Origin of the sequence: Chryseolinea soli (assembly GCF_003589925.1) — a bacterium.
Taxonomy (GTDB): domain Bacteria; phylum Bacteroidota; class Bacteroidia; order Cytophagales; family Cyclobacteriaceae; genus Chryseolinea; species Chryseolinea soli.
In genome coordinates this window covers 341,817-365,828 of sequence record NZ_CP032382.1, presented here as the reverse complement: position 1 = coordinate 365,828, position 24,012 = coordinate 341,817, and the positions used below count along the sequence as shown (strand labels likewise).

The following is a 24,012-nucleotide window of genomic DNA, read 5'->3' as shown; positions in this document are numbered from 1 at the left end:
CTTCTTTTACAACTCTGTTGGCACTACTATTGTCCTTTACCCACGCCTGTCAAACACCCGGCAGCCCCGTGTAAGTTGCGTCAGTTTGACATAAGAAGGAGACCATGTTTAAAAGTTTGCCCATACAACTCGTACAAGAAGAATCGGACGACCTTATTCAAATGATCAATCCGGAACAGGATTCGGACCTCAAACCCGAAGACCTGCCCGAAGAACTTTCCATACTTCCCATCAAAAACACCGTATTGTTCCCGGGCGTGGTGATTCCCATCACGGTAGGGCGTCAGAAATCCATCAAACTGGTGAAAAAGGCTTACCAGGGCAACCGGATCATTGGTGTGGTGGCCCAAAAGAATTCCCAGGCCGAAGAACCGACCGTTGAAGACCTTTATCGCGCCGGCACCGTGGCCCGCATCATCAAAATGCTCGTGCTGCCCGATGGAAACACAACGATCATCATCCAGGGAAAGAATCGTTTTGCTATCAAGGAATTTGTACAGGAAGAACCGTACCTCACGGCCCGCATTCAGCTTCAATCCGAACCCAAGCTCAACGCCAACGGCAAGGAAACCAAAGCGCTGGTGCAGTCGCTGAAGGATGCGGCCACAAAAATATTAAAGCTCAATCCCGAAATTCCCATCGAGGCGCAGGTGGCATTGGACAACATTTCCAGCATGGCCTTCCTGGTCCACTTCCTGGCATCGAACCTCAACGTGGAGGTCGCCGAGAAGCAAAAGATCTTAGAAACACAAAACCTCGTCGACCGGGGCACGCTGCTGTTGCAGTACATGCTGAAAGACATCCAGATGCTGGAGATCAAGCATGAGATCCAAAAGAAGGTGCACACCGACATCGATCAGCAACAACGCGACTATTTCCTGCGTCAGCAGATCAAAGTGCTGCAAGACGAATTGGGTTACGACGGTCCGGATAAGGAAGTAGAAAAGCTGCGCAAGCGCGCCGAGAACAAATCGTGGCCGCAACCCGTGGCCGACCACTTCAGCAAAGAACTCGACAAACTTTTGCGCATCAACCCAATGGCCGCCGAATATCCCGTGGCCATGAACTATGTGGAGTTCATGCTCGACCTGCCCTGGGGCGAGTATACGCTGGACGATTTTGATTTGAAACGCGCCAAGAAAATTCTGGACCAGGATCATTTCGGTTTGGAAAAAGTGAAGACGCGCATCCTGGAATATCTGGCCGTGCTGAAATTGAAACAAGACATGCGCGGCCCCATCTTGTGTCTCTATGGCCCTCCCGGTGTGGGCAAGACCTCCTTGGGACGCTCTATAGCCAAAGCGTTGCAGCGCAAGTATGTGCGCATGTCGCTGGGCGGTGTGCATGATGAAGCGGAGATCCGCGGCCATCGCAAGACCTATGTCGGCGCTATGCCCGGTAAGATCCTGCAAAATTTAAAGAAAGCACAATCATCGAATCCTGTATTTATTCTCGATGAGATCGACAAAGTGAAAGCCGATTTTCGTGGCGATCCTTCATCGGCCATGCTGGAAGTATTGGATCCCGAACAAAACAATACCTTCGGCGACAACTACCTGGAAGTGGAATACGATCTCTCGAAAGTATTGTTCATCGCCACCGCCAACGCACTCGACACCATCCATCCCGCGCTGCGCGATCGCATGGAAGTGATCGAAGTGTCGGGCTATACGCTTGAAGAAAAAGTAGAGATCGCGCTCAAACACCTTGTTCCCAAACAACTGAAGGAACACGGCTTGAAAACGTCCGATGTGAAAATATCGCGGGCTGCCATCGCGAAGGTGGTGAATAGCTACACGCGCGAGTCGGGTGTGCGCAACCTCGAACGCAAGATCGGCACCTTGGTGAGAAGCATTGCCAAGTCGGTGGCCATGGAAGAGCCGTTCGACAAAACGGTGACCGAGGAAACCGTAACGAAGGTGCTGGGCGCCGAAATTTTTGACGAAGAATTATATCAAGGCAACGACATCGCCGGCGTAGTGACCGGCCTGGCATGGACGCAAGTGGGTGGCGAAATTCTTTTTGTGGAATCGAGCCTCAGCAAAGGTAAAGGCGGCCTCACGATCTCCGGACAGTTGGGCGATGTGATGAAAGAGTCGGCCATGGCTGCGCTTTCTTATCTCAAGTCCAATGCCGACGCGTTGCAGATCGATCACCGCGTGTTTCAGCAATACGATCTCCATATCCACGTGCCGGCCGGTGCCGTTCCCAAAGACGGACCCTCGGCGGGCATCACCATGTTCACGTCGCTGGCCTCGATCTACACGCAGCGGAAAGTAAAAGCCAAGCTGGCCATGACGGGCGAAATCACGCTCCGCGGAAAAGTGCTGCCGGTGGGAGGCATCAAGGAAAAAATACTGGCGGCTAAGCGCAGTGGCATAAAAGAATTGGTGCTGAGCTCCAAGAACCGCCGCGATATTGAAGAAATCGAAAAGCATTATCTGAAAGGACTGGTGTTCCACTACGTCGATTCGGTGGAAGAAGTGATGAAGATCGCACTGCTCAAAGACCAGGTGGACAAGCCCATGAAGTTTGTTTTTGCCGAGCAAAAGATTCACGCCTGAAATGCCTATTTTTGAAGGTGATAACCCCTCACTCATCGTAAAATCAAGGCATACCCGTGCGGAGAAAACTTTTGCTTTATTTCTTGATGGCCGTTCCTGCAACGGCCTTCGCGCAGAACGGTGTTCGACAATCCTTTGAATTTCTCAACATGCCTGGCCATGCCCGGTTGGGTGGCCTGGGGGGAGTGAATACATCCCTGGCCGACCGCGACGTCAATTTCTTTTTCAGCAACCCGGCATTGAACAGCGATTCGCTGGCAGGAACGGCTTCGGCCTCCTACCAGTTTTATGTGGCCAGCGTTGGCCAGGCGTCGGCAGCCTATTCCCACCAATTCAAAAAATGGGGAACGCTGACGTTCGGTCTGCAGCATCTGAGCTACGGCACCATCAAGGGCTATGACGCTACCGGGCAGGCTACGCAGGATTTTAAATCGGGAGAAACGGTGCTGGCCGTGAGCAAAAGTCACCAGGTATCGCATTTCAGAATTGGTGTGAACCTGAAAATGGCTTTCTCCAACATTGCCGGCTATCGCGCCAGCGCGCTGATGGTCGACATCGGTGGATTATTTGTTCACCCCACACAGGATCTGCGCGTGGGCATGGTGGTGAAGAACCTCGGCGCCGTGCTGTCGCAATACACGGAGACCAGCCGCGCCAAACTTCCCTTTGATGTGCAGTTGGGTGTAACGTTCAAACCGGAGCACATGCCGTTGCGCTTTTCCATTACCGGCTACAATCTGGCCCGCACAAACGTTGACTATGCCGTTCCTCCCGATCCGGCCCCCGGTGCATTTGATAAGGTCATGCGGCGTCTTACCTTTGGGGCCGAGGTGCTGCTGCACCGGAATGTGAATGTGCTCGTGGGATATAACTATCTCGTTCACCAGGAGCTGAAACTGGCCAACGCCGGCGGAGGCGCGGGGATAACATTCGGCTTTTCTGCCCGCATAAAGTCGTTCGAATTTGTGTTTAGCCGTGGCGGCTATGTCGTGGGCAATGCAGGGTACACGTTTACCCTTTCCAAAAATATCGATACACTGATGAAGCGAAGACAGTTATGATGGATCCGAAGTATTTGACACCGAAACAGATCGTAGAGGAACTTGATAAATATATCATCGGCCAATACGAGGCCAAACGAAACGTGGCCATCGCGCTGCGCAACCGCTGGCGCCGCATGAATGTGAAGAGCGACATCCAGGGTGAAATTGTTCCCAACAATATTCTCATGATCGGAGCCACCGGCGTGGGTAAAACTGAAATTGCGCGACGCCTGGCGAAGATCGCCGATGCTCCCTTTGTGAAAGTGGAGGCTTCGAAATTTACGGAAGTGGGCTACGTGGGCCGCGACGTCGAAAGCATGGTGCGCGACCTGGTGGAGCAATCCGTGAACCTGGTGAAAGCCAAGAAGAAAGAAGAAGTGAAAGAAAAGGCGGCCAATGCCGTCGAAGAAATAATCCTGGATGCACTTATCCCGCCCATGCGATCGTCGTCGCCGAAGTCGGCCGGATTTGCTACGGGCAATCACGACGTGACCGATGGCGAACCGACGAGCGATGTGGAGTTGAACGAGCGCACGCGCCAGCACTTTCGGGAGAAGATCAGAAACGGTGAATTGGAAGACCGCAAGATCGACATCAACATCAAGGGCGCGTCCGGTCCCAACATTGGCATGGTGGGCGGCGGCATGGTAGACGAGGTGTCGATGATGAACTTGCAGGAGATGATCAACGGCATGATGCCCAAGAAAAGCAAGAAACGGAAAGTGACCGTGGCCGAAGCCCGTCGCATTCTGCTGGAAGAAGAGGCCGCCAAGCTCATCGACATGGACGAAGTGAAAGAGGAAGCTATCCACCGCGCCGAAGACGCCGGCATCATCTTCATCGACGAGATCGACAAGATCGCTTCTGGCAAAAAGGGTGGTGGCGGCGGACCCGACGTGAGCCGCGAAGGCGTGCAACGCGACCTGCTGCCCATCGTGGAAGGCAGCACGGTGAACACCAAACACGGCGTCATCAAAACCGACCACGTGCTGTTCATCGCCGCAGGGGCATTCCACATTTCAAAACCATCGGACCTCATCCCTGAGTTGCAAGGACGGTTCCCCATCCGCGTGGAATTGAATAACCTGACCAAAGAGGATTTCATCCGGATCCTGAAAGAACCCCGCAACGCACTGACCAAACAATACCAGGCGCTCTTCGCTGCAGAAGACGTAGACGTCACGTTCACCGACGACGCCATCGAAGAGATTGCCAGCACGGCCTTTGCCATCAACACCGAAATGGAAAACATCGGCGCGCGACGCCTGCACACGGTGATGAGCAAATTGCTGAACGAATTCCTCTTCGACGTGCCCGACAAGATCTCCACGAACGCGCATATCAGCATCAATGCCGACATGGTGCGCACCAAGTTGAACGACCTGGTGAAGAACAAAGACCTGAGCCAATATATTCTCTGATGTCATGACTTCCATTGATCACTTTCCAGATGTTTGCTACAGGAAGCCTTTTTCTCTTCTGAACGGTAGCCTGGTGTGCAGATGAAACTTTGGATTGGAATATTATTTTGCTGTCTGGCCTACGGCACTTTCGCGCAAACCGACGCTGAAGTTTCCGTGGTGCCTCCACAGCGCAAATACGATTCCATACGGGCGATCAACATCAAACCCTATCCCGATCATTTTTTTGTATGGCCCGTACTGAAGCAGCGCCGTCTCGATTTCGAAATGGAAGACCTGCCGGCACGTGACCGGAAAATTGCCTACCGCTCCAACCGGCCCTATGGGTTTGGATTTGGCGTTTATCTTTTTGAAGTGGCGGCCGAGCTGGCCTTCTCCATCCCGGTAGATGAAAAACAAAAAGACCTTTACGGCGAATCGAAAGCCCGCGACCTCCAGTTGAACATGCTGGGTAAACAATGGGGATTGGATGTCTATCACCAGCGTTACGACGGCTTCTACATCGACGACCCTTCAGCGAAAGTGCCCGCCGGCAAGCCCTATCCCCAACGTCCCGACATCACGACGCGCAACCTCGGCTTCACCGGGAACTATGTTTTCAACAACAAGAAATTCTCTTTTCGCTCGGCCTACAACTTTGCCGACCGGCAACTGCACAGCGCGGGATCGTTCCTGTTGTTCACTTCCATCAGTTCCTTCAAGGCGCAAGGCGACTCGGCCATTCTCGGCAAACACTACGCGTCTGAATTTGGTGGAGACTCGGGCATCCAACAGATCAAGTCCACCACGTTTGCCATTGCACCGGGCTACACCTACAGCTTCATCCAGCGCGGTTTCTTTTTGAACGGAACGCTTGCCGTGGGGCCCGCACACAACTGGTTATACTACCGGTTGGAGAACGGCGGCACAAAGAACGATATCAAGTTCTCGGCCTTCATCGTGGGGCGTATCGCCATGGGCTACAGCGGCGATCGTTTTTTTGGAGGGCTTAGCTTTGTGACACAAAACAGCACGGCGCAGTTCGACCACGTAAAGCTGACGAGCTCTACGGGCACGTTCAAAATTCTTTTTGGCTACCGCTTCAGGGAGTTCGGCATTTTGACGAAGCGCGTGCGTGATCTGCCCAAAGCGCTTGGCTTCGGCAACTAGTCTTCCTTGCTTTTGGGATAATCAAAGAAAAGCATCTTGCCTTTGCCCCATGCGGCATCTTTCCAATGATCGAGATCGAGTTCAAAGGCCACCACACCACAGGTGGGCACATTGTCGATGTCCATCTCGCCATCCATGAGGGAGTTCACAAAATCGGTCAGGCCGGGATTGTGACCAAACACGATCGCTACGTCGTGTTTGTCGTTGATGTCTTGTACGGCCGAGAGCATGCCTACTTCGTCGCCGTGATACAGCGATTTCTCTTTTTTGATCTTTTCCTTGGGGTAGTCCAGCGCTTCGGCGATGCGTTTGGCGGTGCCGAAAGCGCGTTTGGCCGGGCTGGAGATCATCACGCTGGGGTGGATGGCTTTTTCTTTGAGGCGTTTACCCATGCGGGGCGCATCGCGTTTGCCGCGCTCGTTCAACGGGCGGTCCAGGTCGCTCATCATCGGGTTCTCCCAACTGGACTTGGCATGACGGATTATGTACAGTGTTTTCACCGGGTAAATTTACTTCCAAAAATCTTAATCTTATCTTAGCGGCTTCATGGCGAATGCTAAAGAAATAAGAAGGAAAATCCGGTATGCCATCGTTTACCGATTTGTTAAGTTTTTGATCTCCCTCTCCCGGGCCATGCCCCGCACCTGGTGGCTGGCATTCTGCGGTGGCCTGGGGAAACTGGCCCGCGTTTTCGCCACCAAAACCCGCAACCAGGTACTGGACCATCTTGCCTTCGCCTACGGCCCCGAAATGACCCCGAAAGAGGTAAAGAAGCTGTCGTGGAGCGTTTTTAAAATGCTCGGCACCAATACCGGTGAAATGCTCCGCGCCACCCGCGTAAAAGACCTCGCCGGCCTGGAAGAATTCTTAAAAACCGAAGGTCTGGAGCACTATGAAAAGGCCATCAAAAAAGGAAAAGGCGTCATCTTCCTCACCCTCCACCTGGGCGCATTCGATCTGCAAGTGAGCAACATGGCCTTGCGCGGCCTTAACCCGAACATCATCGGCACACCCCTAAAAGACGAACGGCTCAACGCCCTGTTGTGGGACTATCGCAATAAATATGGCGCGATCGCCATCGAAAGAGGGAGGGAAACCTTTCGGCTGATCAAAGTCCTGAAGTCGGGTGGTTCCGTGGCCCTGCTGATCGATCAGGACACAAAAGTGAAAAGCCGTTTTGTGAATTTCTTTGGAAAACCGGCAGCCACCCCGGTAGGTGCCACCGTGTTAGCACTAAAGACCGGCGCGGCCGTCGTGCCCACCTACGTTTATCTGGGCGAGGACAAACTGCAGCACATGCACATCCTCCCGGAAGTCCCCATGGTCATCACCGGCGACGACGAAGTGGACATGGTCTACAACACGCAAGTGCTCACCAACTTCATCGAAGCCACCATACGCAAACATCCCGACCAATGGGTGTGGATGCACGAGCGGTGGAAAACAAAACCGGGAGAAGAAATTGCCTGATGGATCGGTTGATTCAACCGGTCACTTCTTGAAAATAAAATACACCGCCAGGATCAGGAACACAAACCCGATGAGGTGGTTGAGCCGGAAAGTCTCCGTTTTAAACAACAGCAACGAGAAGCCTACAAACACTACCAGTGTGATCACCTCCTGGATAATCTTGAGTTGCAACAACGTGAAAGGCCCGCCATATTCCTTGAATCCCAACCGGTTCGCCGGCACCTGCAGCATGTACTCAAAGAACGCGATGCCCCAGCTGATGAGGATCACCGTGATGATGGGCAGATGCTGGCTCCATTTCATCTCCTTGAATTTAAGGTGACCATACCAGGCCAACGTCATAAACGTGTTGGAGAGGACGAGAAGGATGATGGTGTAGATACTTCGCATAAAATCATATTAAACCGCAAAGACGCTAAGGCGCAAAGTTAAACGCAATGTTCTTTGCGCCGACTTTGCGCCTTTCTTTGCTCGCCGAAGCTTTAGCGGAGGTCAGGCGGTGAAAAATTACTTCACCAGCTTCTTATACTTGATCCGGTGCGGCTGCTCATCGCCAAGCCGCTTCCGCTTATTCTCTTCGTATTCGCTGAACCCACCCTCAAACCAAAACACCTGAGAGTCGCCTTCAAAAGCGAGGATGTGCGTGCAAACGCGATCCAAAAACCACCGGTCGTGAGAAATGATCACTGCACAACCGCCAAAGTTGTCCAATGCTTCTTCCAACGCACGCAGCGTGTTCACGTCAAGATCGTTGGTAGGCTCATCCAACAAAAGCAGGTTGCCGCCCTGCTTCAACGCAATGGCCAGGTGCACGCGGTTGCGCATGCCCCCTGAAAGCTCCTTCACCTTCTTCTGCTGATCCGTGCCGTTGAAGTTGAACTTACCCACATACGCGCGGGAGTTCGTTTGTTTGCCGCCAAGCTCCATCAACTCGTTGCCCCCGGTGATGGCCTGCCAAACGGTGTCGTCCGGTTTCAGGTCGTCGTGCTCCTGGTCCACGTAGGCGATCTTCACAGTTTCGCCCACTGTGAACGAACCGGCATCCGGTTTCTCCTTGCCGATGATCATCTTGAACAACGTGGTCTTACCCGCACCGTTGGGGCCGATGATGCCCACAATGCCCGCCGGGGGCAGGGAGAAGGTGAGGTTTTCGTAGAGCAGCTTGTCGCCATAGCCTTTGGCCACTCCGTTGGCTTCGATCACTTTGTTACCCAAGCGCGGTCCGGGCGGGATGAAGAGTTCCAGTTTCTCTTCTTTCTCGCGCGTTTCCTGGCTCAATAATTTTTCATAGGCGCTGAGGCGGGCCTTTCCTTTGGCTTGCCGTCCTTTTGGATTCATGCGCACCCACTCCAATTCGCGTTCCAACGCTTTTTGGCGTTTAGACTCCGATTTCTCTTCCTGAGCGAGGCGTTTCTGTTTTTGTTCCAGCCACGACGAGTAATTTCCTTTCCAGGGAATGCCTTCGCCGCGGTCCAGTTCAAGGATCCAGCCGGCCACGTTGTCGAGGAAGTAGCGGTCGTGGGTCACGGCGATGACGGTGCCTTTGTATTGTTTCAAGTGTTGTTCCAGCCAGTAGACCGATTCGGCGTCCAGGTGGTTGGTGGGTTCGTCGAGGAGGAGCACGTCGGGTTCCTGCAGCAACAGGCGGCACAGGGCTACACGGCGTTTTTCACCACCCGAAAGAAATTCCACTTTCGAATCGGGAGGCGGGCAACGGAGGGCATCCATGGCGCGTTCCAGCTTGTTGTCCAGTTCCCAGGCGTTGGTGGCATCGAGCTTTTCCTGGATCTCGCCTTGTTTGGTGATGAGCTTGTCCATGGCGTCGGGATCGTCCATGACGGCAGGGTCGGCAAATTTTTCGTTGATCGCTTCGAATTCTTTCAGCAGCGCCACAACATCCTTCACACCTTCTTCCACGATCTCCTTCACGGTCTTGGTCTTATCGAGCAGTGGCTCCTGCTCCAGCAGGCCCACGCTAAAGCTGAGGTCGGACACCACTTCGCCCTGGAATTCCTTGTCGATGCCCGCAATGATGCGCAGCAACGACGACTTACCGGAGCCGTTCAACCCCAGCACGCCGATCTTGGCGCCATAGAAAAAAGAGAGGTAAATGTTCTTAAGTACTTGTTTACTGGGCGGATAGATCTTGTTGACCCCCGCCATAGAAAAGATAATTTTTTCGTCGGCCATTGTTATCGGGTTGTTGAAAATGATTGCAGGGAGAGCGCAGGGCAATACGCGCGAGGTCTCAAACGTTCAACCAGCATATGCCTTGGTGGGCGCAAATATGGCAAAAAAACATTCTCAGGTGTAACACAGGCGGCAGGAAATGCGCCTCTCGCTTGCCCGCCATAGCTTTAATGAAGGTGGGCCCGCCGTCTTGCCCGCCGTCTTGCCCGCCGTCTTGCCCGCCGTAGCTTTAGCGAAGGCGGGAGCTTTAGCGAAGGCGGGAGCTTCAGCGGAGGAGGTTACCTATGGAAGAAGAAATCGATTTAAAATTGAACTTTTGGGGCCTGGATAACGATAAGGGAAATAAAGTTTGTTTTGATCAATTAAATTCTATTTTTGCGGGAAATTAACGGAGGACTAAAACTATGTATTGGACGCTTGAACTTGCCTCTTACTTAGAAGATGCGCCTTGGCCGGCTACAAAAGATGAGTTGATAGATTATTCCATCCGCTCCGGCGCGCCACTGGAAGTTGTCGAAAACCTCCAGGAACTTGAAGATGACGGACAACCCTACGAAAGCATCGAAGAGATTTGGCCCGACTATCCGACGAAAGAAGACTTTTTCTTTAACGAAGACGAATACTGATCCGCTCCACGGGAGACAACCATAACAAGAAAGCCGGCGATAGCCGGCTTTTGTCTTTTCTAGCCCCGCCCTTTGCGGGACAGCAGCAGCGCCTCGGCCACCACCAGGTCTTCCGGCGTAGTGATCTTGATGTTCTCGTAGCTTCCCTCAAACAAGGAAATGGCATGTCCCGCCCGTTCGGCCACGCTGGCGTCGTCGGTGAGGGTGTCGTCTTCTTTCAGGGCGTATGCTTTTTTGATGAGGTCCACCTGGAAAGTCTGCGGCGTCTGGATGAGCCGGAACCGCGACCGGTCCATCGCCTTGGTCGTGTCCTGGTCGGTCATCCGGATGGATTCTTTCAATCTCACCGCCGCCACCGCCGACTTATGAACGGCCGCCAGCCGGAACGAGGCGCCGATAATGTCTTCATGGATCAACGGCCTCACCCCGTCGTGGATGGCCACCAACCCGTCGCCCTCGATTTTATCCAGCCCATTCTTCACCGACTGAAAACGGGAATCACCCCCGCGCTGGAGAAGTAAGGGCTTATGGAACTTGTGGCGGGTGCACAGCATCTCCCACGTGGCAAAATCGTCGGCGGGGAGCACGAGGATGATTTGGATGTTTTTGCTGTAGCGGTAGAACGCCTCGAGCGTATGCATCAGCACCGGCATCCCATCCAATTCCAGGAATTGCTTTGGCGTGTTACTTTTTATGCGCGTGCCTTTGCCACCGGCTACGATGAGGGCGTATTCTTTCATGATCTCCTAAAAATAAGAAAACAAAAAAGGATCGTGACTGAGCACGATCCCCGAATTATGAACAAACAAACAAAACCGTAGTTAGATGATCAGCATGGCATCGCCATACGTGAGGAACTTATACTTCTCCTTCTTGGCCACTTTGTAGGCTTCCATCGCCAGGTCGTATCCCGCGAAAGCGGAAGCCATCATGAGCAGCGTCGACTCGGGCATGTGGAAGTTGGTGATCATGGCGTTGCAGATCTTGAAGTCATAGGGCGGGAAAATGAACTTGTCCGTCCAGCCTTCGCGGGCCTTCAGGCGGTTCGTGGCCGACACGGCCGATTCCAATGCCCGCATCGTGGTCGTGCCAATGGCGCACACGTGATTTTTGTTGTCGAGTGCCTTGTTCACGATGTCTACTGCCTCCTGGCCGACGATGAAGTTCTCGGAATCCATTTTGTGTTTGGTGAGATCTTCAACATCTACGGGACGGAATGTTCCCAAGCCGATGTGCAGCGTCACGTATGTCATATCCACACCTTTGATCTGGAGGCGTTTCAGCAACTGACGTGTAAAGTGCATGCCGGCCGTCGGCGCCGAAACCGCGCCCTTATGTTTGGCGAAGATGGTTTGGAAACGCTCTTTATCTTCGGGTTTGATCTTGCGTTTGATGTATTTGGGGAGCGGCGTTTCGCCCAAAGTTTCCACCACTTTGTCGAACGCGGCAGAGTCGCCATCGAACAGGAAGCGGATGGTGCGGCCGCGGGAAGTAGTGTTGTCGATCACTTCGGCCACCAGGTCGCCGTTGCCAAAATAGAGTTTGTTGCCTACGCGGATCTTGCGGGCAGGGTCTACCAGCACATCCCACAAATGCATTTCGGCGTTGAGCTCGCGAAGGAGGAATACTTCGATCTTGGCGCCGGTCTTTTCCTTGCGTCCATAAAGGCGTGCGGGGAACACCATGGTGTCGTTGCCGACCATCACATCGCCTTCTTTGAAGTAGTCTACCACATCTTTGAAGATCTTGTGCTCGATTTTGCCAGTATCCTTATGCACCACCATCAGGCGCGATTCATCCCTGTTTTCGGCAGGGTCGAGGGCGATAAGATTGTTCGGGAGTTCAAACTTGAATTCTGATAACTTCATATTCGTGAAAGCAAAAGGAGCCCAATAAAGGGTAATTTTTTTTATGAGGGGCAAAAATAAGTCAAGAATTGGCCTTTTCGACAAAAGACCCCTCTTTTTTCGGGGCTGTAACAAAAAAGCGGTTTTTAAGTCTATAAGGCGTAATTCGAGCACAAAACTGCCGACAAACCCAAAGTCTATCAACCGCGTTAATAGTTCCTGAATGAAGACCTTAGCCCAGATTTACGAAAGTTTTCGCTTCGCCTGGAGAGCGCTCAAATCCAACGTGCTGCGCACCATCCTTTCTTTGCTGGGGGTAACCGTCGGCATCTTTGCCATCATTGCCGTGCTCACCATCGTGGATTCGCTGGAGAAAAACATCAAAGACAGCCTCAATTTCCTCGGTACAGGGGTTATTTATATCGAAAAATGGCCGTTCGTAGCCGACGCCGATGGCGAATACCGGTGGTGGGATTTCTGGAACCGGCCCAACTCCTCTTATGCCGAATTCAAATTTTTGCAAGCCAACCTCAAGCACGAGAGCGGCATGGCCATCTTTGCCATTAAGGGTAACGTCGTCCTGAAATACGGCAGCAACAGCATTAGCCAGATCCGTCTGCTGGGTGGCAGCGAAGGCTATGATGCGGTCCAGGAAGTAAACATCGAAAAGGGCCGATATTTTACCCTTGAAGAGATTGAATCAGGGCGCAACGTTGTCATCCTCGGCAATGAAGTTGCCGCAGCACTATTTACCAACGGCAAGGATCCGGTCGGCGAGTTGGTCAAGATCAAGGACCTGAAATACACCGTGATCGGTGTTGTTCGCAAGGAGGGCCAGAGCTTCCTGGGCACGCCCAGCAAAGACTACATGGCCTTCGTTCCTTATCAGTCCTTTCGGAGACTATACCAAACCGGCACCGGTCTCCCCCAAGAAATTACCTCGCGCATCGGCTTGAAAGGCTACGAGTCCGATGTGGGCCTGGTGGAACTGGAGAACGAAGCCCGGGGTATTCTGCGCACACGCCGCGGGCTGAAGCCCAGCGAGAAAGATAACTTTGCCATGAACCGCCCCGAAGCCATTGCCAGCGTGATCGGCCAACTCTTCGATATCGTGGGCGTCGCCGGCTGGATCATCGGGGGCTTCTCGATTTTGGTGGGCGGATTCGGTATCGCCAACATCATGTTTGTGTCGGTGAAGGAACGCACCAGCATTATTGGACTACAAAAATCATTGGGTGCAAAAAACTATTTCATTCTCTTCCAGTTTTTGTTCGAGGCTATCTTTCTGAGCTTGATCGGAGGGCTCGCGGGATTGTTCCTCGTCTTCCTCATCACCTTCATCCCGATGGGAACTCTGGTGGTGACGCTCACGATCAAGAATATTGCCCTCGGCCTTGGCGTGTCATCCGCCATCGGGTTGATCTCGGGGATCATACCGGCCGCCCTGGCTGCGCGGTTGGATCCCGTGTTGGCCATTCGTGCAAACTAGAAAAGTAAAACCGGCAGGTATAAAACTTTTAAATCCCGGAAGGCAAGAACCTTTCGGGATTTCTTTTTTTATGGGCTTCGCGGGATGCATGCCCCACTTGAATCCTCCCCAACCTTTTCTATCTTCAAGCCTAGTAACTCATTAACCCTATCCGAATGAAAGTATGGTTTACCCTCCTCGTCCTCCTCGGAGGATGTTTGCCGTTATGGGCACAGGACAAAGACAAAAAATGGGACGTGGCCACACCACCCGCCGCCGCCCACACCAAAGAGATCAAGCTCACCACCGACGAAGGCACCTGGCTGAACGTTGACGTGAGCCCCGACGGAAAAGAGATCGTATTCGACTTGCTGGGCGACATTTACACGCTCCCTATCCAGGGCGGCACCGCCAAAGCCCTGCGCAGCGGCTTGCCCATGGAAGTGCAACCCCGCTTTAGCCCCGATGGAAAATTCATCGCCTTCACCAGCGACGCCGGCGGTGGCGACAACATCTGGGTGATGAAACGCGACGGCAGCGACGCCCACCAGGTGACCAAAGAAGACTTTCGCTTGCTCAACAATGTGGCGTGGACACCCGATGGAAACTATCTCGTGGCCCGCAAGCACTTCACCTCGCAACGCTCGCTGGGCGCCGGCGAAATGTGGATGTATCACATCGCCGGGGGCACAGGGCTTCAACTGACAAAACGCAAGAACGATCAGCAGGACGTGAACGAACCTTCCGTTTCTCCCGATGGCCATTATCTGTATTTCAGCGAGGACATGTACCCCGGGGGATTCTTCCAATACAACAAGGACCCCAACAGCCAGATCTATGTCATCAAGCGCTACGATTTTCAGAAAGGCGAAACGGAAGTGCTAACGGGTGGCCCCGGCGGCGCGGCCCGCCCGCAGGTGTCGCGCGATGGATCGAAGCTGGCCTTTGTGAAACGCGTGCGCGAGAAATCAGTGCTCTACATCCACGACCTGAAAACGGGAGAGGAGTGGCCCATCTATGACGACCTCAACAAAGATCAACAGGAAGCGTGGGCCATCTACGGTGTGTATCCAGGCTTTAGCTGGACACCCAACGATGCCGCTATTGTGATCTGGTCGAAAGGAAAGATCAAAAACATCGACGTAGCCTCTCAGAAAGTGACCGACATCCCTTTCCATGTGGAGGCCACCTTGAAGATCTCAGAAGCCTTACATTTCAAGAACGCCGCTTTCGCGGATGAATTTACAAGCAAGGCTATCCGCCACGCGGTGACATCATCCGATGGAAAAACTTTGCTCTTCAATGCCGTAGGTTACCTCTGGCGCAAGGAACTTCCCAACGGAACACCCCAACGCCTCACGGCCTCCAAAGACTTTGAATTCGAGCCGGCCTTCTCCGCGAATGGCAACGACATCGCCTACGTGACCTGGGGCGACGAAACATCGGGCGCCATCTACACCCTGAACCTGAAAACAAAAGGTGCCGCCCCGAAAAAGGTCACCACCGAAAAGGGGATCTACCGCACACCTGCTTTCTCGCCCGACGGCAGTAAGCTTGTTTTTGCCAAAGAAGAAGGCAACGATCATCAAGGCTATACCTTCACAAAAAATCCGGGCCTCTATTGGATGCCCGCAGGAGGAGGGGAGATGAAACGGATCGTGTCGCAGGGAGAATACCCGCAGTTCAACGCCAACGGTACGCGCATCTTCTACCAAACCGGCGGATACCTCTTCGGAGACCTCACCAAAACGTTGAAGAGCGTTCGTCTCGACGGCGGTGACGAGCGCACGCTGGTCACTTCCAAATATGCCAACCGCCTGGTGCCCAGTCCCGACGAAAAGTGGATTGCCTTCACGCAACTCCACAAAGCGTTTGTGGCCGCCATGCCGGCCGTGGGCCAAACGATCGACCTCGACTCCAAGTCCACCGGCTTCCCGGTGACACAGCTTTCCCGCGACGCCGGCATCAGCCTGCATTGGTCGCGCGACAGTAAAAAAGTTTTCTGGACACTGGGTGAAGAATACTTTGGCAACGACCTGAACAAGCGCTTCAAGTTCCTGGCCGGCGCTCCCGACACGTTGCCTCCCGTGGACACCACCGGTATTAAGATCGGTCTCAAAATAAAATCGAACACACCCGACGGCCGCGTGGCCTTCACCGGCGCGCGCCTCATCACCATGGAAGGCGACGGCGTGATCGAGGACGGCACCATCGTCATCAACAAAAACAAGATCGAAGCCCTCGGTAAGAGCGGTGAGGTCTCTATTCCAGCAGGGACAAAGGTGATCGACGCCAAAGGCAAGACCATCATGCCCGGCATCATCGATGTGCATGCTCACCTGGGCAACTTTCGCTATGGCCTGAGCCCGCAACAGCAGTGGGAGTATTTTGCCAACCTCGCCTACGGCGTGACCACAGCGCACGATCCGTCGTCGAACACGGAAATGATCTTCAGCCAAAGCGAAATGATCAAGGCCGGCAACATGATGGGCCCGCGCGTATTTTCCACGGGTGTGATCCTCTATGGCGCCGATGGCGACTTCAAAGCCGTGGTGAACAGCCTCGACGATGCCCGCAGCGCCATCCGCAGAACCAAAGCCTTTGGTGCCTTCTCGGTGAAAAGCTATAACCAACCCCGCCGCGAGCAACGCCAACAGATCATCCAGGCGTCGCGTGAATTAGGTATCGAAGTGGTTCCTGAGGGAGGATCTACTTTCTATCACAACATCAGCATGATCATGGACGGCCACACGGGCATCGAGCACAACATTCCTGTGGCGCCGCTCTACAACGATGTGATCACCCTTTGGAAAAACAGCAAGACCGGCTACACGCCCACGCTCATTGTGAACTATGCGGGCCTCACGGGTGAATATTATTTCTATCAAAACAACAACGTGTGGGAAAACACCAAGCTGCTCACCTTTACGCCCCGCGGCATCATCGATGCGCGCTCGCGTCACCGCACCATGGTGCCTCCCAAGGAATATGAGAACGGCCACATGCTCACGTCGCGCGCCTGCAAGACGCTGAGCGATGCCGGTGTAAAGATCAATCTTGGCGCGCACGGCCAGTTGCAAGGCATGGGTGCGCATTGGGAATTGTGGATGCTGGTGCAGGGAGGTATGAAACCGCTCGAAGCCTTGCACTCCGCCACCATCAACGGGGCTGCCTACCTGGGCATGGACGACCAGATCGGCTCGCTCAAAGCCGGCAAACTCGCCGACCTCATCGTGCTGGACAAAAATCCCCTCGACGACATCGCGAATTCAAACACGCTGGTGTACACCGTGATCAACGGCCGGGTTTATGACGCTAACACCCTGAACGAAACGGGCAACTACACCACGCCGCGGAAGAAATTCTATTGGGAGCAAAACAAATACAGCCAGAATTTCCCCTGGCATGAAGAGACGCACAGCTTCCAGTCGTTGCACTGCAGTTGTCAGACCATGCACTAAAATTCAAAGTCAACAAAAAACCTCCAGGATTTCCTGGAGGTTTTTTATTTGGGATAGTATAATAATTAATCCTTCACTTCCTTCAATTCCTTGCCCTCCAAAACCTTCGCGGCTTCCGGACCTGCAAGTTTCTCTTTGATCCGCTTTTCCAAATCTTCCATCAGTTCTGGATTGTCTTCGATCAATTGCTTCACGGCGTCGCGGCCCTGGCCGAGTTTATTGCCGCTGTAGGAAAACCATGAACCGGATTTCTGGATCACATTCAATTCAACGCCAAGGTCGACGATCTCGCCCGACTTGGAAATGCCGCGGCCATACATAATGTCGAACTCTACCACTTTGAAGGGGGGCGCAACTTTATTCTTCACCACTTTCACCTTTACACGGTTACCGGTGATATCGTCGGCAGCTTCCTTGATTTGACCAATGCGGCGAATGTCGAGGCGCACCGAAGCATAGAATTTCAGGGCATTACCACCGGTGGTGGTTTCGGGGTTTCCGAACATCACGCCGATCTTTTCGCGCAACTGGTTGATGAAAACGCAGGCACAGCCGGTTTTGCTGATGGTACCGGTGAGCTTGCGCAGGGCTTGAGACATCAGGCGGGCCTGAAGACCCATTTTGCTTTCGCCCATTTCGCCTTCCAATTCACCTTTGGGTACCAAGGCCGCTACGGAGTCGATCACAATAATGTCGATGGCACCGGAGCGGATCAGGTGGTCGGCGATCTCCAGGGCTTGCTCGCCGTTGTCGGGCTGGGAGATCAATAAATTTTCGGTATCGATGCCCAGCTTTTCGGCGTAGGCTTTATCGAAAGCGTGCTCGGCGTCGATGAAGGCCGCCAAACCGCCGGCTTTTTGGGCTTCGGCGATACAATGCAGGGTTAGCGTAGTTTTACCAGACGATTCCGGGCCGTAAATCTCCGTCACTCTTCCGCGGGGAATTCCACCGATACCCAGGGCAATGTCCAGCCCCAGGGAGCCGGTGGAAATGGCAGCGACGTCGGCAATCTTGTCGTCGCTCAGTTTCATGACCGTTCCTTTGCCGTAGGTCTTATCCAATTTGTCGAGGGTCAATTGAAGCGCCTTCAATTTTTCTTTTGCATCACTCATTCTATTCGTTCGTGTTTAATAGTTACAAAAAATGATTTGGGGTAGCAGGATAAACGTGGAGTTAAACTCAGATAACTCCCTCAGGGTTACGACCAACTTGCCAAACGTTTACAGATGGGTGAAATTACGACTCTGACCCTAATTTAAAAACGTCATGCACAAGTATATCAACAGAAAAAATGCGCTGATGTTTGCTTTGCTTTAAGGCGATGGAGCTAAGCAAATTTGTTTCAATGAGTTGACGTTTTTCAGGAATGCCGTAATAATTCTCCAAACCCTTTATATTGCAGGGTTGATCCGATAGGATAGTAGTGAGTCCTGAGTCTTTAGTCCTGAGATCAATGGTTGGACGAAGGACTAAAGACTCATGACGAAGGACTAAATTCCGAATAAATGCGAAAGCGCGTTGGTAAAATAATCAAGTGGACTCTCCTGAGTCTGTTGGCCGTGATCACCGTGTTGGCGGTAGTCTTCTGGGACCTGGTGCGCTATGGCGCCGAACAAGGCTATGGCCAGTGGCACATCGTGTGGAATGCCCGGCCGGTGGAGGAATTTCTGACCGACCCTCAGTTCCCCGATTCGCTCAAAGCACAGCTTCACCTCATCGAAGAGGTGCGCAAATACGCGATCGATTCGCTGGGATTGAAAGACACCAAAAACTACAAAACCCTCTACGACCAAAAAGGTGAGGAGGTGATGTGGGTGGTGCTGGCCTGCGAACCGTTCCAGCTGAAGCCCAAGGAATGGACATTTCCCGTGGTAGGCGCGGTGCCCTACAAAGGATTCTTCGACAAGGCAAAAGCGCTGGCCCTGAAAAAGGAACTGGAGGCAGAAGGGTATGATGTCATCATTCGGAATCCGGGTGGATGGTCAACGCTGGGGTGGTTCACCGACCCCATCCTCAGTAAAATGCTGAACCGTTCGGAAGGCGACCTGGCCAACCTCATCATTCACGAAATGTCGCACGCCACCATTTTTGTGAAAGACAGCATCGAATTCAATGAAAACCTGGCCACGTTCATCGGCGACCGCGGCACAGAGAAATTCCTCATCGACAAATACGGCGTCGAGGGGAAGGAATACCGCACCTACATGGACGAAGACGAAGACTATCTCAAGTTTGTCGACCACATGCTGCGCGGCGCACTCGCACTGGATAGTCTCTACAGCACCTTTCAAAAAACCGATTCGCTGGCCTATAAACGGATGATGAAGGAAAACGAGATCCGCCGCATCGTCTTCAACCTGGACACGCTTTCGCTGGCGTTGACGTCCCGGCCCAGCCAGCGCTACAAGGACCGGTTGCCCAATAATGCCTATTTCATGAATTTCAGACAATACCAGGCCAAACAAGACATCTTTGGCGATGAATGGCGCACACGATTCCATAGCGATTTGAAGGCCTACATCAAATTTCTCTCTGAAAAGTATCCGTTTCTGTAGAAATCAGAAAGCGCGCTACGTTACCGTTCACGGAACTTTAGAACCGGAGGAGCACGTTTGAATGTTACGGGAAAGCGCGACCGGTTAAGGAATTGTTAAGAAAGGTGGCCGCGTTTTTAATGCCCTCTTTTATGGCTAATTTTGTACCAAAGAGTGAAAACTATGGGAAACAAGCAAATGCACAAAGTGCTTGTCGTTGATGATGAAGAGCCGATCCTGGAGCTTCTGAAATACAACCTCGAAAAAAGCGGCTACGAAGTAAAGACGGCTCTTGACGGCAACCGGGCCGTAGACATCGCCCGCAAGTTTGTTCCCGACCTGGTCCTGCTCGACATCATGATGCCCAAAATGGACGGCGTGGAAACCTGCCGCCTGCTGCGCGACATCCCCGAGCTTCAGAAAACATTCGTGGTCTTCCTCACCGCCCGCTCCGAAGAATACTCCGAAGTGGCCGCTTTCGACGTAGGAGCCGACGACTACATCAATAAGCCCATCAAACCCCGGGCCCTCATGAGCCGCATCAGCGCCCTGTTCCGCCGCGACTCCAAGAAATCATCGCCCACCAGCACCATCACCATCGGCGACCTCACCATCGACCGCACCAGCTATACCATCAATATCAACGGCCGCGAGATCAATCTCCCGAAAAAGGAATTCGAGCTGCTGTACTTCCTGGCCCAAAACCCCAACAAGGTGTTCAGCCGCGAAGACCTGCTCCAAAACATCTGGGGTTCCGATGTCTATGTGCTGGCCCGCACCGTGGACGTTCACATCCGGAAGGTGCGCGAAAAGATCGGCGAGGATTATATCACCACCGTGAAAGGGGTGGGATATAAGTTCAGCCTGAACTAAGAACCGCATTTCCACAATACCGCAGGGGTTAGCCAAGGGAAACTAAAAACTATCGACTACCTTACAGCATGGTTTACAGTTCACGGGGAATGGCCCTTTTGCTGGCACTCTGCATCGCCCTGATCACGTCTTTATTCCTATCGCTTTTTAAAAGCGTCGACCTGAGCGCGCTGTTTGTCGCGTTCGGCATCAGCTTCTCGGTTTCTTATATTCTGATTTTTGTGGTCCTCGAGTTTCTCATTTTCCGCGAACTCGACAAGGTCTACAAGCTGATGGGAAAACTGAAAAAGAAAGAGCTTTCACGCATCGACAAACAGAAATCGGCTCCCCTCAATCCACTGCGGACCATCAACGAAGAGATCTACTCGTTTGCCGAACTAAAGCAAAAGGAAATTGACGAACTGAAAAAACTCGAAGCTTTCCGCCGCGAGTTCATCGCCGATGTATCGCATGAGCTAAAGACACCGATCTTTGCGGCCCAGGGCTTTGTGCACACCCTGCTCGACGGCGCCGTGAACGACAAGACCGTGCGCACAAAATTTCTCAAGAAAGCCGCCAAAAGTCTCGACGGTCTGGACATGCTCGTGCAGGATCTGCTCACGCTCTCGCACATCGAGACCGGCCAGATCAAAATGCATTTCGAGAACATTGACCTCTACAAACTCACGGAAGAAATTTTTGAACAGTTTGAAGAGAAAGCAGACCGCAAAGAGATCAAGCTGTCCATCGAAGGCTCGCCGCGCAAAGTGTTGGTGTATGCCGACTGGCAGCGCATCAACCAGGTGATGACCAACCTGGTCTCCAACGCCATCAAACACAGTTTCGATGGGGGCGAGGTGAAAGTCAGCTTCGACATCAGCAAGAAAAATATCGTGACCAACATCTCCGATACGGGCGAAGGCATCGCCCCGGAGCACCAGGCCCGCATCTTCGAGCGTTTCTACCGCGTCGACAAAAGCCGCAGCCGCGAAAAAGGGGGGACGGGATTAGGCCTCGCCATTGTGAAACACATCCTGGACGGTCACAACTCCAAGGCCGAGGTGGAAAGCACACCTGGCAAGGGTTCGACTTTTAGTTTTAAATTGCCGCGTGTTAAGCCGCTGGAAGGTGGCGAGACCGAAGCATCCAAAAACTGAAATTGAACTCATTAACCTAATTATGAACCGTATTCAACGCGTTTTCACCTTTTTCCTGTTTGCCGTTACCGCGGCCCACGCCCAGGAAAAAACGCCCATTGTGGCTTCCGATCTCATGAAAATCGCCACGGCGAGCCAGCTTTCGGCCTCGCCCGATGGAAAGAACGTGGTGGCGTCCGTCACCCGCAAGGCCACAAAAACCAACACGTCCAACGGCAACACGGAGTACTATTACACCCAGCACCTCTACCTGCTGGACCCCACGGGCAAGAAAGACCCGGTGCAGCTCACCTTTGGCGACCGTCGCGACGGCCAACCGGCGTGGTCACCCGATAGCAAATCGCTGGCCTTTGTCCGTGCCGATGGCGATGCGGCCCAGATCTGGATCCTGCCCCTCACCGGCGGTGAGGCCTATGCCATCACCAAAGTGAAATACGGCGCCAGCCGCCCCATCTGGTCGCCCGACGGAAAGAGCATCTTGTTTTCTTCCGCCATGCCCTTCAGCGCCATCGAAGGCGAAGTGCCCTGGACCTATGAAAGACCCGGTCGCAAGCAACGCGATGAACCCGCGTGGAAGCTGATGAAGGACGACGAGAAAAAGAACACCCGGTCAACTCCGGATGGATCCTTAACGGAGGTGCGCGCCTGGTTGGCAAAGAACGCCAGCGAAAAAAATCCCCGCGTGTTGACACGCCTCGACCTGCAGGACGAACAAGACCTGGAAGCCGAAGAAAAATATACCCACCTGTTCGTAGTGCCCGCCCAGGCCGGTGCCGAAGCCAAGCAAATCACCACGGGCTACCAAAGCTTTAACAACGCCGACTGGAGCATCGACGGCAAAACCATCCTCTGCAACTCCTGGAAACTCACCACCGCCCCCGACTACACCCGGAACAGCAGCCTGTGGACGCTGGATGCGGATGGCAAGAACCTGAAAGAACTTTTGAAAGCAGACGGCCACCCGATCAGCAATCCCGAATACGCACCCGATGGAAAATCCATCTTCTTCATCATCGGAACCACCGACGGATTTATGGGAAGACAAAATGATATCGGCATCGTACCCGCCACCGGCGGTGAATACATCAATCTGACACAAGCTTTTGATCGCGATGTGCAATCTCTCGCTTGGTCCGACGACGGCAAAACCATCTATTTCAATGCAGAGTCCGATGGCGATGTGCCGTTGTACAGCCTTCCGGCGAAGGGCGGCGCTGCCCCGGTAGAGGTGATCGGCAACGACAAAGGCGTGATGAACTTTACGGTGAAGGCCGGAAAAATCGTCTATGCTCAAACCGAAACGGGCAGCCCTTGGGAAGTCTTCACCCTGAACCTGAAAGACAAGACCACGACGCAGATCACAAAGTTGAACACCGCGTGGATCGGGGGCAAGAAACTCATCTTCCCGAAAGAATACTGGATCACCCGTCCCGATGGCGTGAAGGTCCAATATTGGGTGCTGGAACCCGTAGGCCGCAAGGAAGGTCAGAAATATCCTACTATCCTCAACATTCACGGTGGCCCCACAGCCATGTGGGGACCTTCGGCGTTCAGCATGTGGCACGAATTCCAACTGGAAGCCGCTTGGGGCTATGGCGTGGTGTTCTGCAATCCGAGAGGCAGTGGCGGTTATGGCGATGCCTTTAAACGCGGAAACTTTAAGAATTGGGGAGCAGGCCCTGCCGGGGATATCCTCGCGTCGTTGGAAGATGCCGAGCAGCAACATCCCTGGATCGATAAGGATCAGTTGTTCGTGGAGGGCGGAAGCTACGCGGGCTACATGGTAGCCTGGCTCATCGGCCACGACAACCGTTTCAAAGCCGCCAATGCCCAGCGCGGTGTCTACGACCTGACCACGTTTATGGGCGAAGGCAATGCCTGGCGCCTCGTGCCCGATTACTTCGGGGGCTATCCATGGCAACCAGAGACAAAAAAGCTGCTCGATGCCGAGTCGCCGTTGACGTATGTCGATAAGATCAATACACCTTTCCTGATCATTCACGGTGACCAGGATTTGCGGACCGGTGTGGTGCAATCGGAAATGCTCTACAAGAGTCTGAAGATCCAGGGCAAACCCGTGGAATACATCCGCTATCCCAAGGAAGGCCACGAACTCACCCGCAGTGGCAATCCCGGAAGAATGATGGACCATTTGCTGCGCGTGATCGAATTCTTTGAGCGCTATGCGCACCACCCCGAACCCCCTGCGGCCTCCAGCACCACGAACTGA

18 protein-coding genes are annotated in these 24,012 nt (G+C 53.3%); 12 read left to right on the top strand and 6 right to left on the bottom strand.

The features are described from left to right. Window positions 1-104 precede the first annotated feature (104 nt). From lon to D4L85_RS01295, 4 genes are all read left to right on the top strand, one after another. Window positions 105-2,564: an endopeptidase La gene (lon, locus tag D4L85_RS01310; protein WP_119752622.1), complete on the top strand. Its 2,460-nt coding sequence runs from the start codon at window positions 105-107 to the stop codon at window positions 2,562-2,564. 56 nt (window positions 2,565-2,620) lie between these two features. Continuing rightward, complete coding sequence (gene porQ / locus D4L85_RS01305) at window positions 2,621-3,625, top strand: type IX secretion system protein PorQ (protein ID WP_160143470.1); 1,005 nt, start codon at window positions 2,621-2,623, stop codon at window positions 3,623-3,625. Further along, window positions 3,622-5,028 (top strand): ATP-dependent protease ATPase subunit HslU, encoded by a 1,407-nt coding sequence (gene hslU / locus D4L85_RS01300; protein WP_119752620.1) that lies wholly within the window; start codon window positions 3,622-3,624, stop codon window positions 5,026-5,028. Before porQ ends, hslU begins: the two co-directional genes overlap by 4 nt. Before the next feature lie 81 nt (window positions 5,029-5,109). After that, on the top strand, window positions 5,110-6,177 hold the full coding sequence (locus tag D4L85_RS01295; protein WP_119752619.1) for a DUF4421 family protein: 1,068 nt from the start codon (window positions 5,110-5,112) through the stop codon (window positions 6,175-6,177). Here D4L85_RS01295 and D4L85_RS01290 read toward each other — a convergent pair. After that, window positions 6,174-6,677, bottom strand: coding sequence for a SixA phosphatase family protein (locus D4L85_RS01290; protein ID WP_119752618.1), 504 nt, complete (start codon window positions 6,675-6,677; stop codon window positions 6,174-6,176). The two genes, D4L85_RS01295 and D4L85_RS01290, sit on opposite strands and share 4 nt — an antisense overlap. Window positions 6,678-6,789: 112 nt before the next feature. Between D4L85_RS01290 and D4L85_RS01285 the strand changes: the two genes are divergently transcribed. Next, window positions 6,790-7,647 carry a lysophospholipid acyltransferase family protein gene (locus D4L85_RS01285; protein WP_236849096.1) on the top strand — a complete coding sequence of 286 codons (858 nt, stop codon included), beginning with the start codon at window positions 6,790-6,792 and terminating at the stop codon, window positions 7,645-7,647. A 21-nt stretch (window positions 7,648-7,668) separates the two neighbouring features. Here D4L85_RS01285 and D4L85_RS01280 read toward each other — a convergent pair whose 3' ends face one another. Together D4L85_RS01280 and ettA are read right to left on the bottom strand one after the other, a co-directional pair. Beyond that, window positions 7,669-8,037 carry a DMT family protein gene (locus tag D4L85_RS01280; protein WP_119752616.1) on the bottom strand — a complete coding sequence of 123 codons (369 nt, stop codon included), beginning with the start codon at window positions 8,035-8,037 and terminating at the stop codon, window positions 7,669-7,671. 117 nt (window positions 8,038-8,154) lie between these two features. Beyond that, window positions 8,155-9,837 (bottom strand): energy-dependent translational throttle protein EttA, encoded by a 1,683-nt coding sequence (ettA, locus tag D4L85_RS01275; RefSeq protein ID WP_119752615.1) that lies wholly within the window; start codon window positions 9,835-9,837, stop codon window positions 8,155-8,157. A 404-nt stretch (window positions 9,838-10,241) separates the two neighbouring features. Between ettA and D4L85_RS01270 the strand changes: the two genes are divergently transcribed. Further along, window positions 10,242-10,463: a DUF2795 domain-containing protein gene (locus D4L85_RS01270; protein WP_039751840.1), complete on the top strand. Its 222-nt coding sequence runs from the start codon at window positions 10,242-10,244 to the stop codon at window positions 10,461-10,463. 59 nt (window positions 10,464-10,522) lie between these two features. Here the strand turns inward: D4L85_RS01270 and D4L85_RS01265 are convergent, their stop codons facing one another. Beyond that, window positions 10,523-11,203, bottom strand: coding sequence for a 2-C-methyl-D-erythritol 4-phosphate cytidylyltransferase (locus D4L85_RS01265; RefSeq protein ID WP_119752614.1), 681 nt, complete (start codon window positions 11,201-11,203; stop codon window positions 10,523-10,525). An 81-nt stretch (window positions 11,204-11,284) separates the two neighbouring features. Further along, on the bottom strand, window positions 11,285-12,331 hold the full coding sequence (queA, locus tag D4L85_RS01260; protein ID WP_119752613.1) for a tRNA preQ1(34) S-adenosylmethionine ribosyltransferase-isomerase QueA: 1,047 nt from the start codon (window positions 12,329-12,331) through the stop codon (window positions 11,285-11,287). A gap of 202 nt (window positions 12,332-12,533) precedes the next feature. On the opposite strand from queA, the gene D4L85_RS01255 reads away from it, so the two are divergent. After that, complete coding sequence (locus D4L85_RS01255; RefSeq protein WP_119752612.1) at window positions 12,534-13,799, top strand: ABC transporter permease; 1,266 nt, start codon at window positions 12,534-12,536, stop codon at window positions 13,797-13,799. A 155-nt stretch (window positions 13,800-13,954) separates the two neighbouring features. Continuing rightward, window positions 13,955-17,239 (top strand): amidohydrolase family protein, encoded by a 3,285-nt coding sequence (locus D4L85_RS01250; RefSeq protein WP_119752611.1) that lies wholly within the window; start codon window positions 13,955-13,957, stop codon window positions 17,237-17,239. A 65-nt stretch (window positions 17,240-17,304) separates the two neighbouring features. On the opposite strand, the gene recA is transcribed toward D4L85_RS01250, so the two are convergent. Then, on the bottom strand, window positions 17,305-18,351 hold the full coding sequence (gene recA / locus D4L85_RS01245; RefSeq protein WP_119752610.1) for a recombinase RecA: 1,047 nt from the start codon (window positions 18,349-18,351) through the stop codon (window positions 17,305-17,307). 393 nt (window positions 18,352-18,744) lie between these two features. Here recA and D4L85_RS01240 point away from each other — a divergent pair, with 393 nt between their 5' ends. The 4 genes from D4L85_RS01240 (at window position 18,745) to D4L85_RS01225 (ending at window position 24,012) form a co-directional block, all read left to right on the top strand. Continuing rightward, on the top strand, window positions 18,745-19,794 hold the full coding sequence (locus D4L85_RS01240) for an aminopeptidase (protein ID WP_119752609.1): 1,050 nt from the start codon (window positions 18,745-18,747) through the stop codon (window positions 19,792-19,794). A 162-nt stretch (window positions 19,795-19,956) separates the two neighbouring features. Next, the gene (locus D4L85_RS01235) at window positions 19,957-20,646 is read left to right on the top strand and encodes a response regulator (protein WP_119752608.1); all 690 of its coding nucleotides are present in this window, start codon (window positions 19,957-19,959) and stop codon (window positions 20,644-20,646) included. A 68-nt stretch (window positions 20,647-20,714) separates the two neighbouring features. After that, window positions 20,715-21,782 carry a sensor histidine kinase gene (locus D4L85_RS01230; protein ID WP_119752607.1) on the top strand — a complete coding sequence of 356 codons (1,068 nt, stop codon included), beginning with the start codon at window positions 20,715-20,717 and terminating at the stop codon, window positions 21,780-21,782. A gap of 22 nt (window positions 21,783-21,804) precedes the next feature. Further along, window positions 21,805-24,012, top strand: a complete 2,208-nt coding sequence (locus tag D4L85_RS01225) for a S9 family peptidase (RefSeq protein WP_119752606.1) — start codon at window positions 21,805-21,807, stop codon at window positions 24,010-24,012.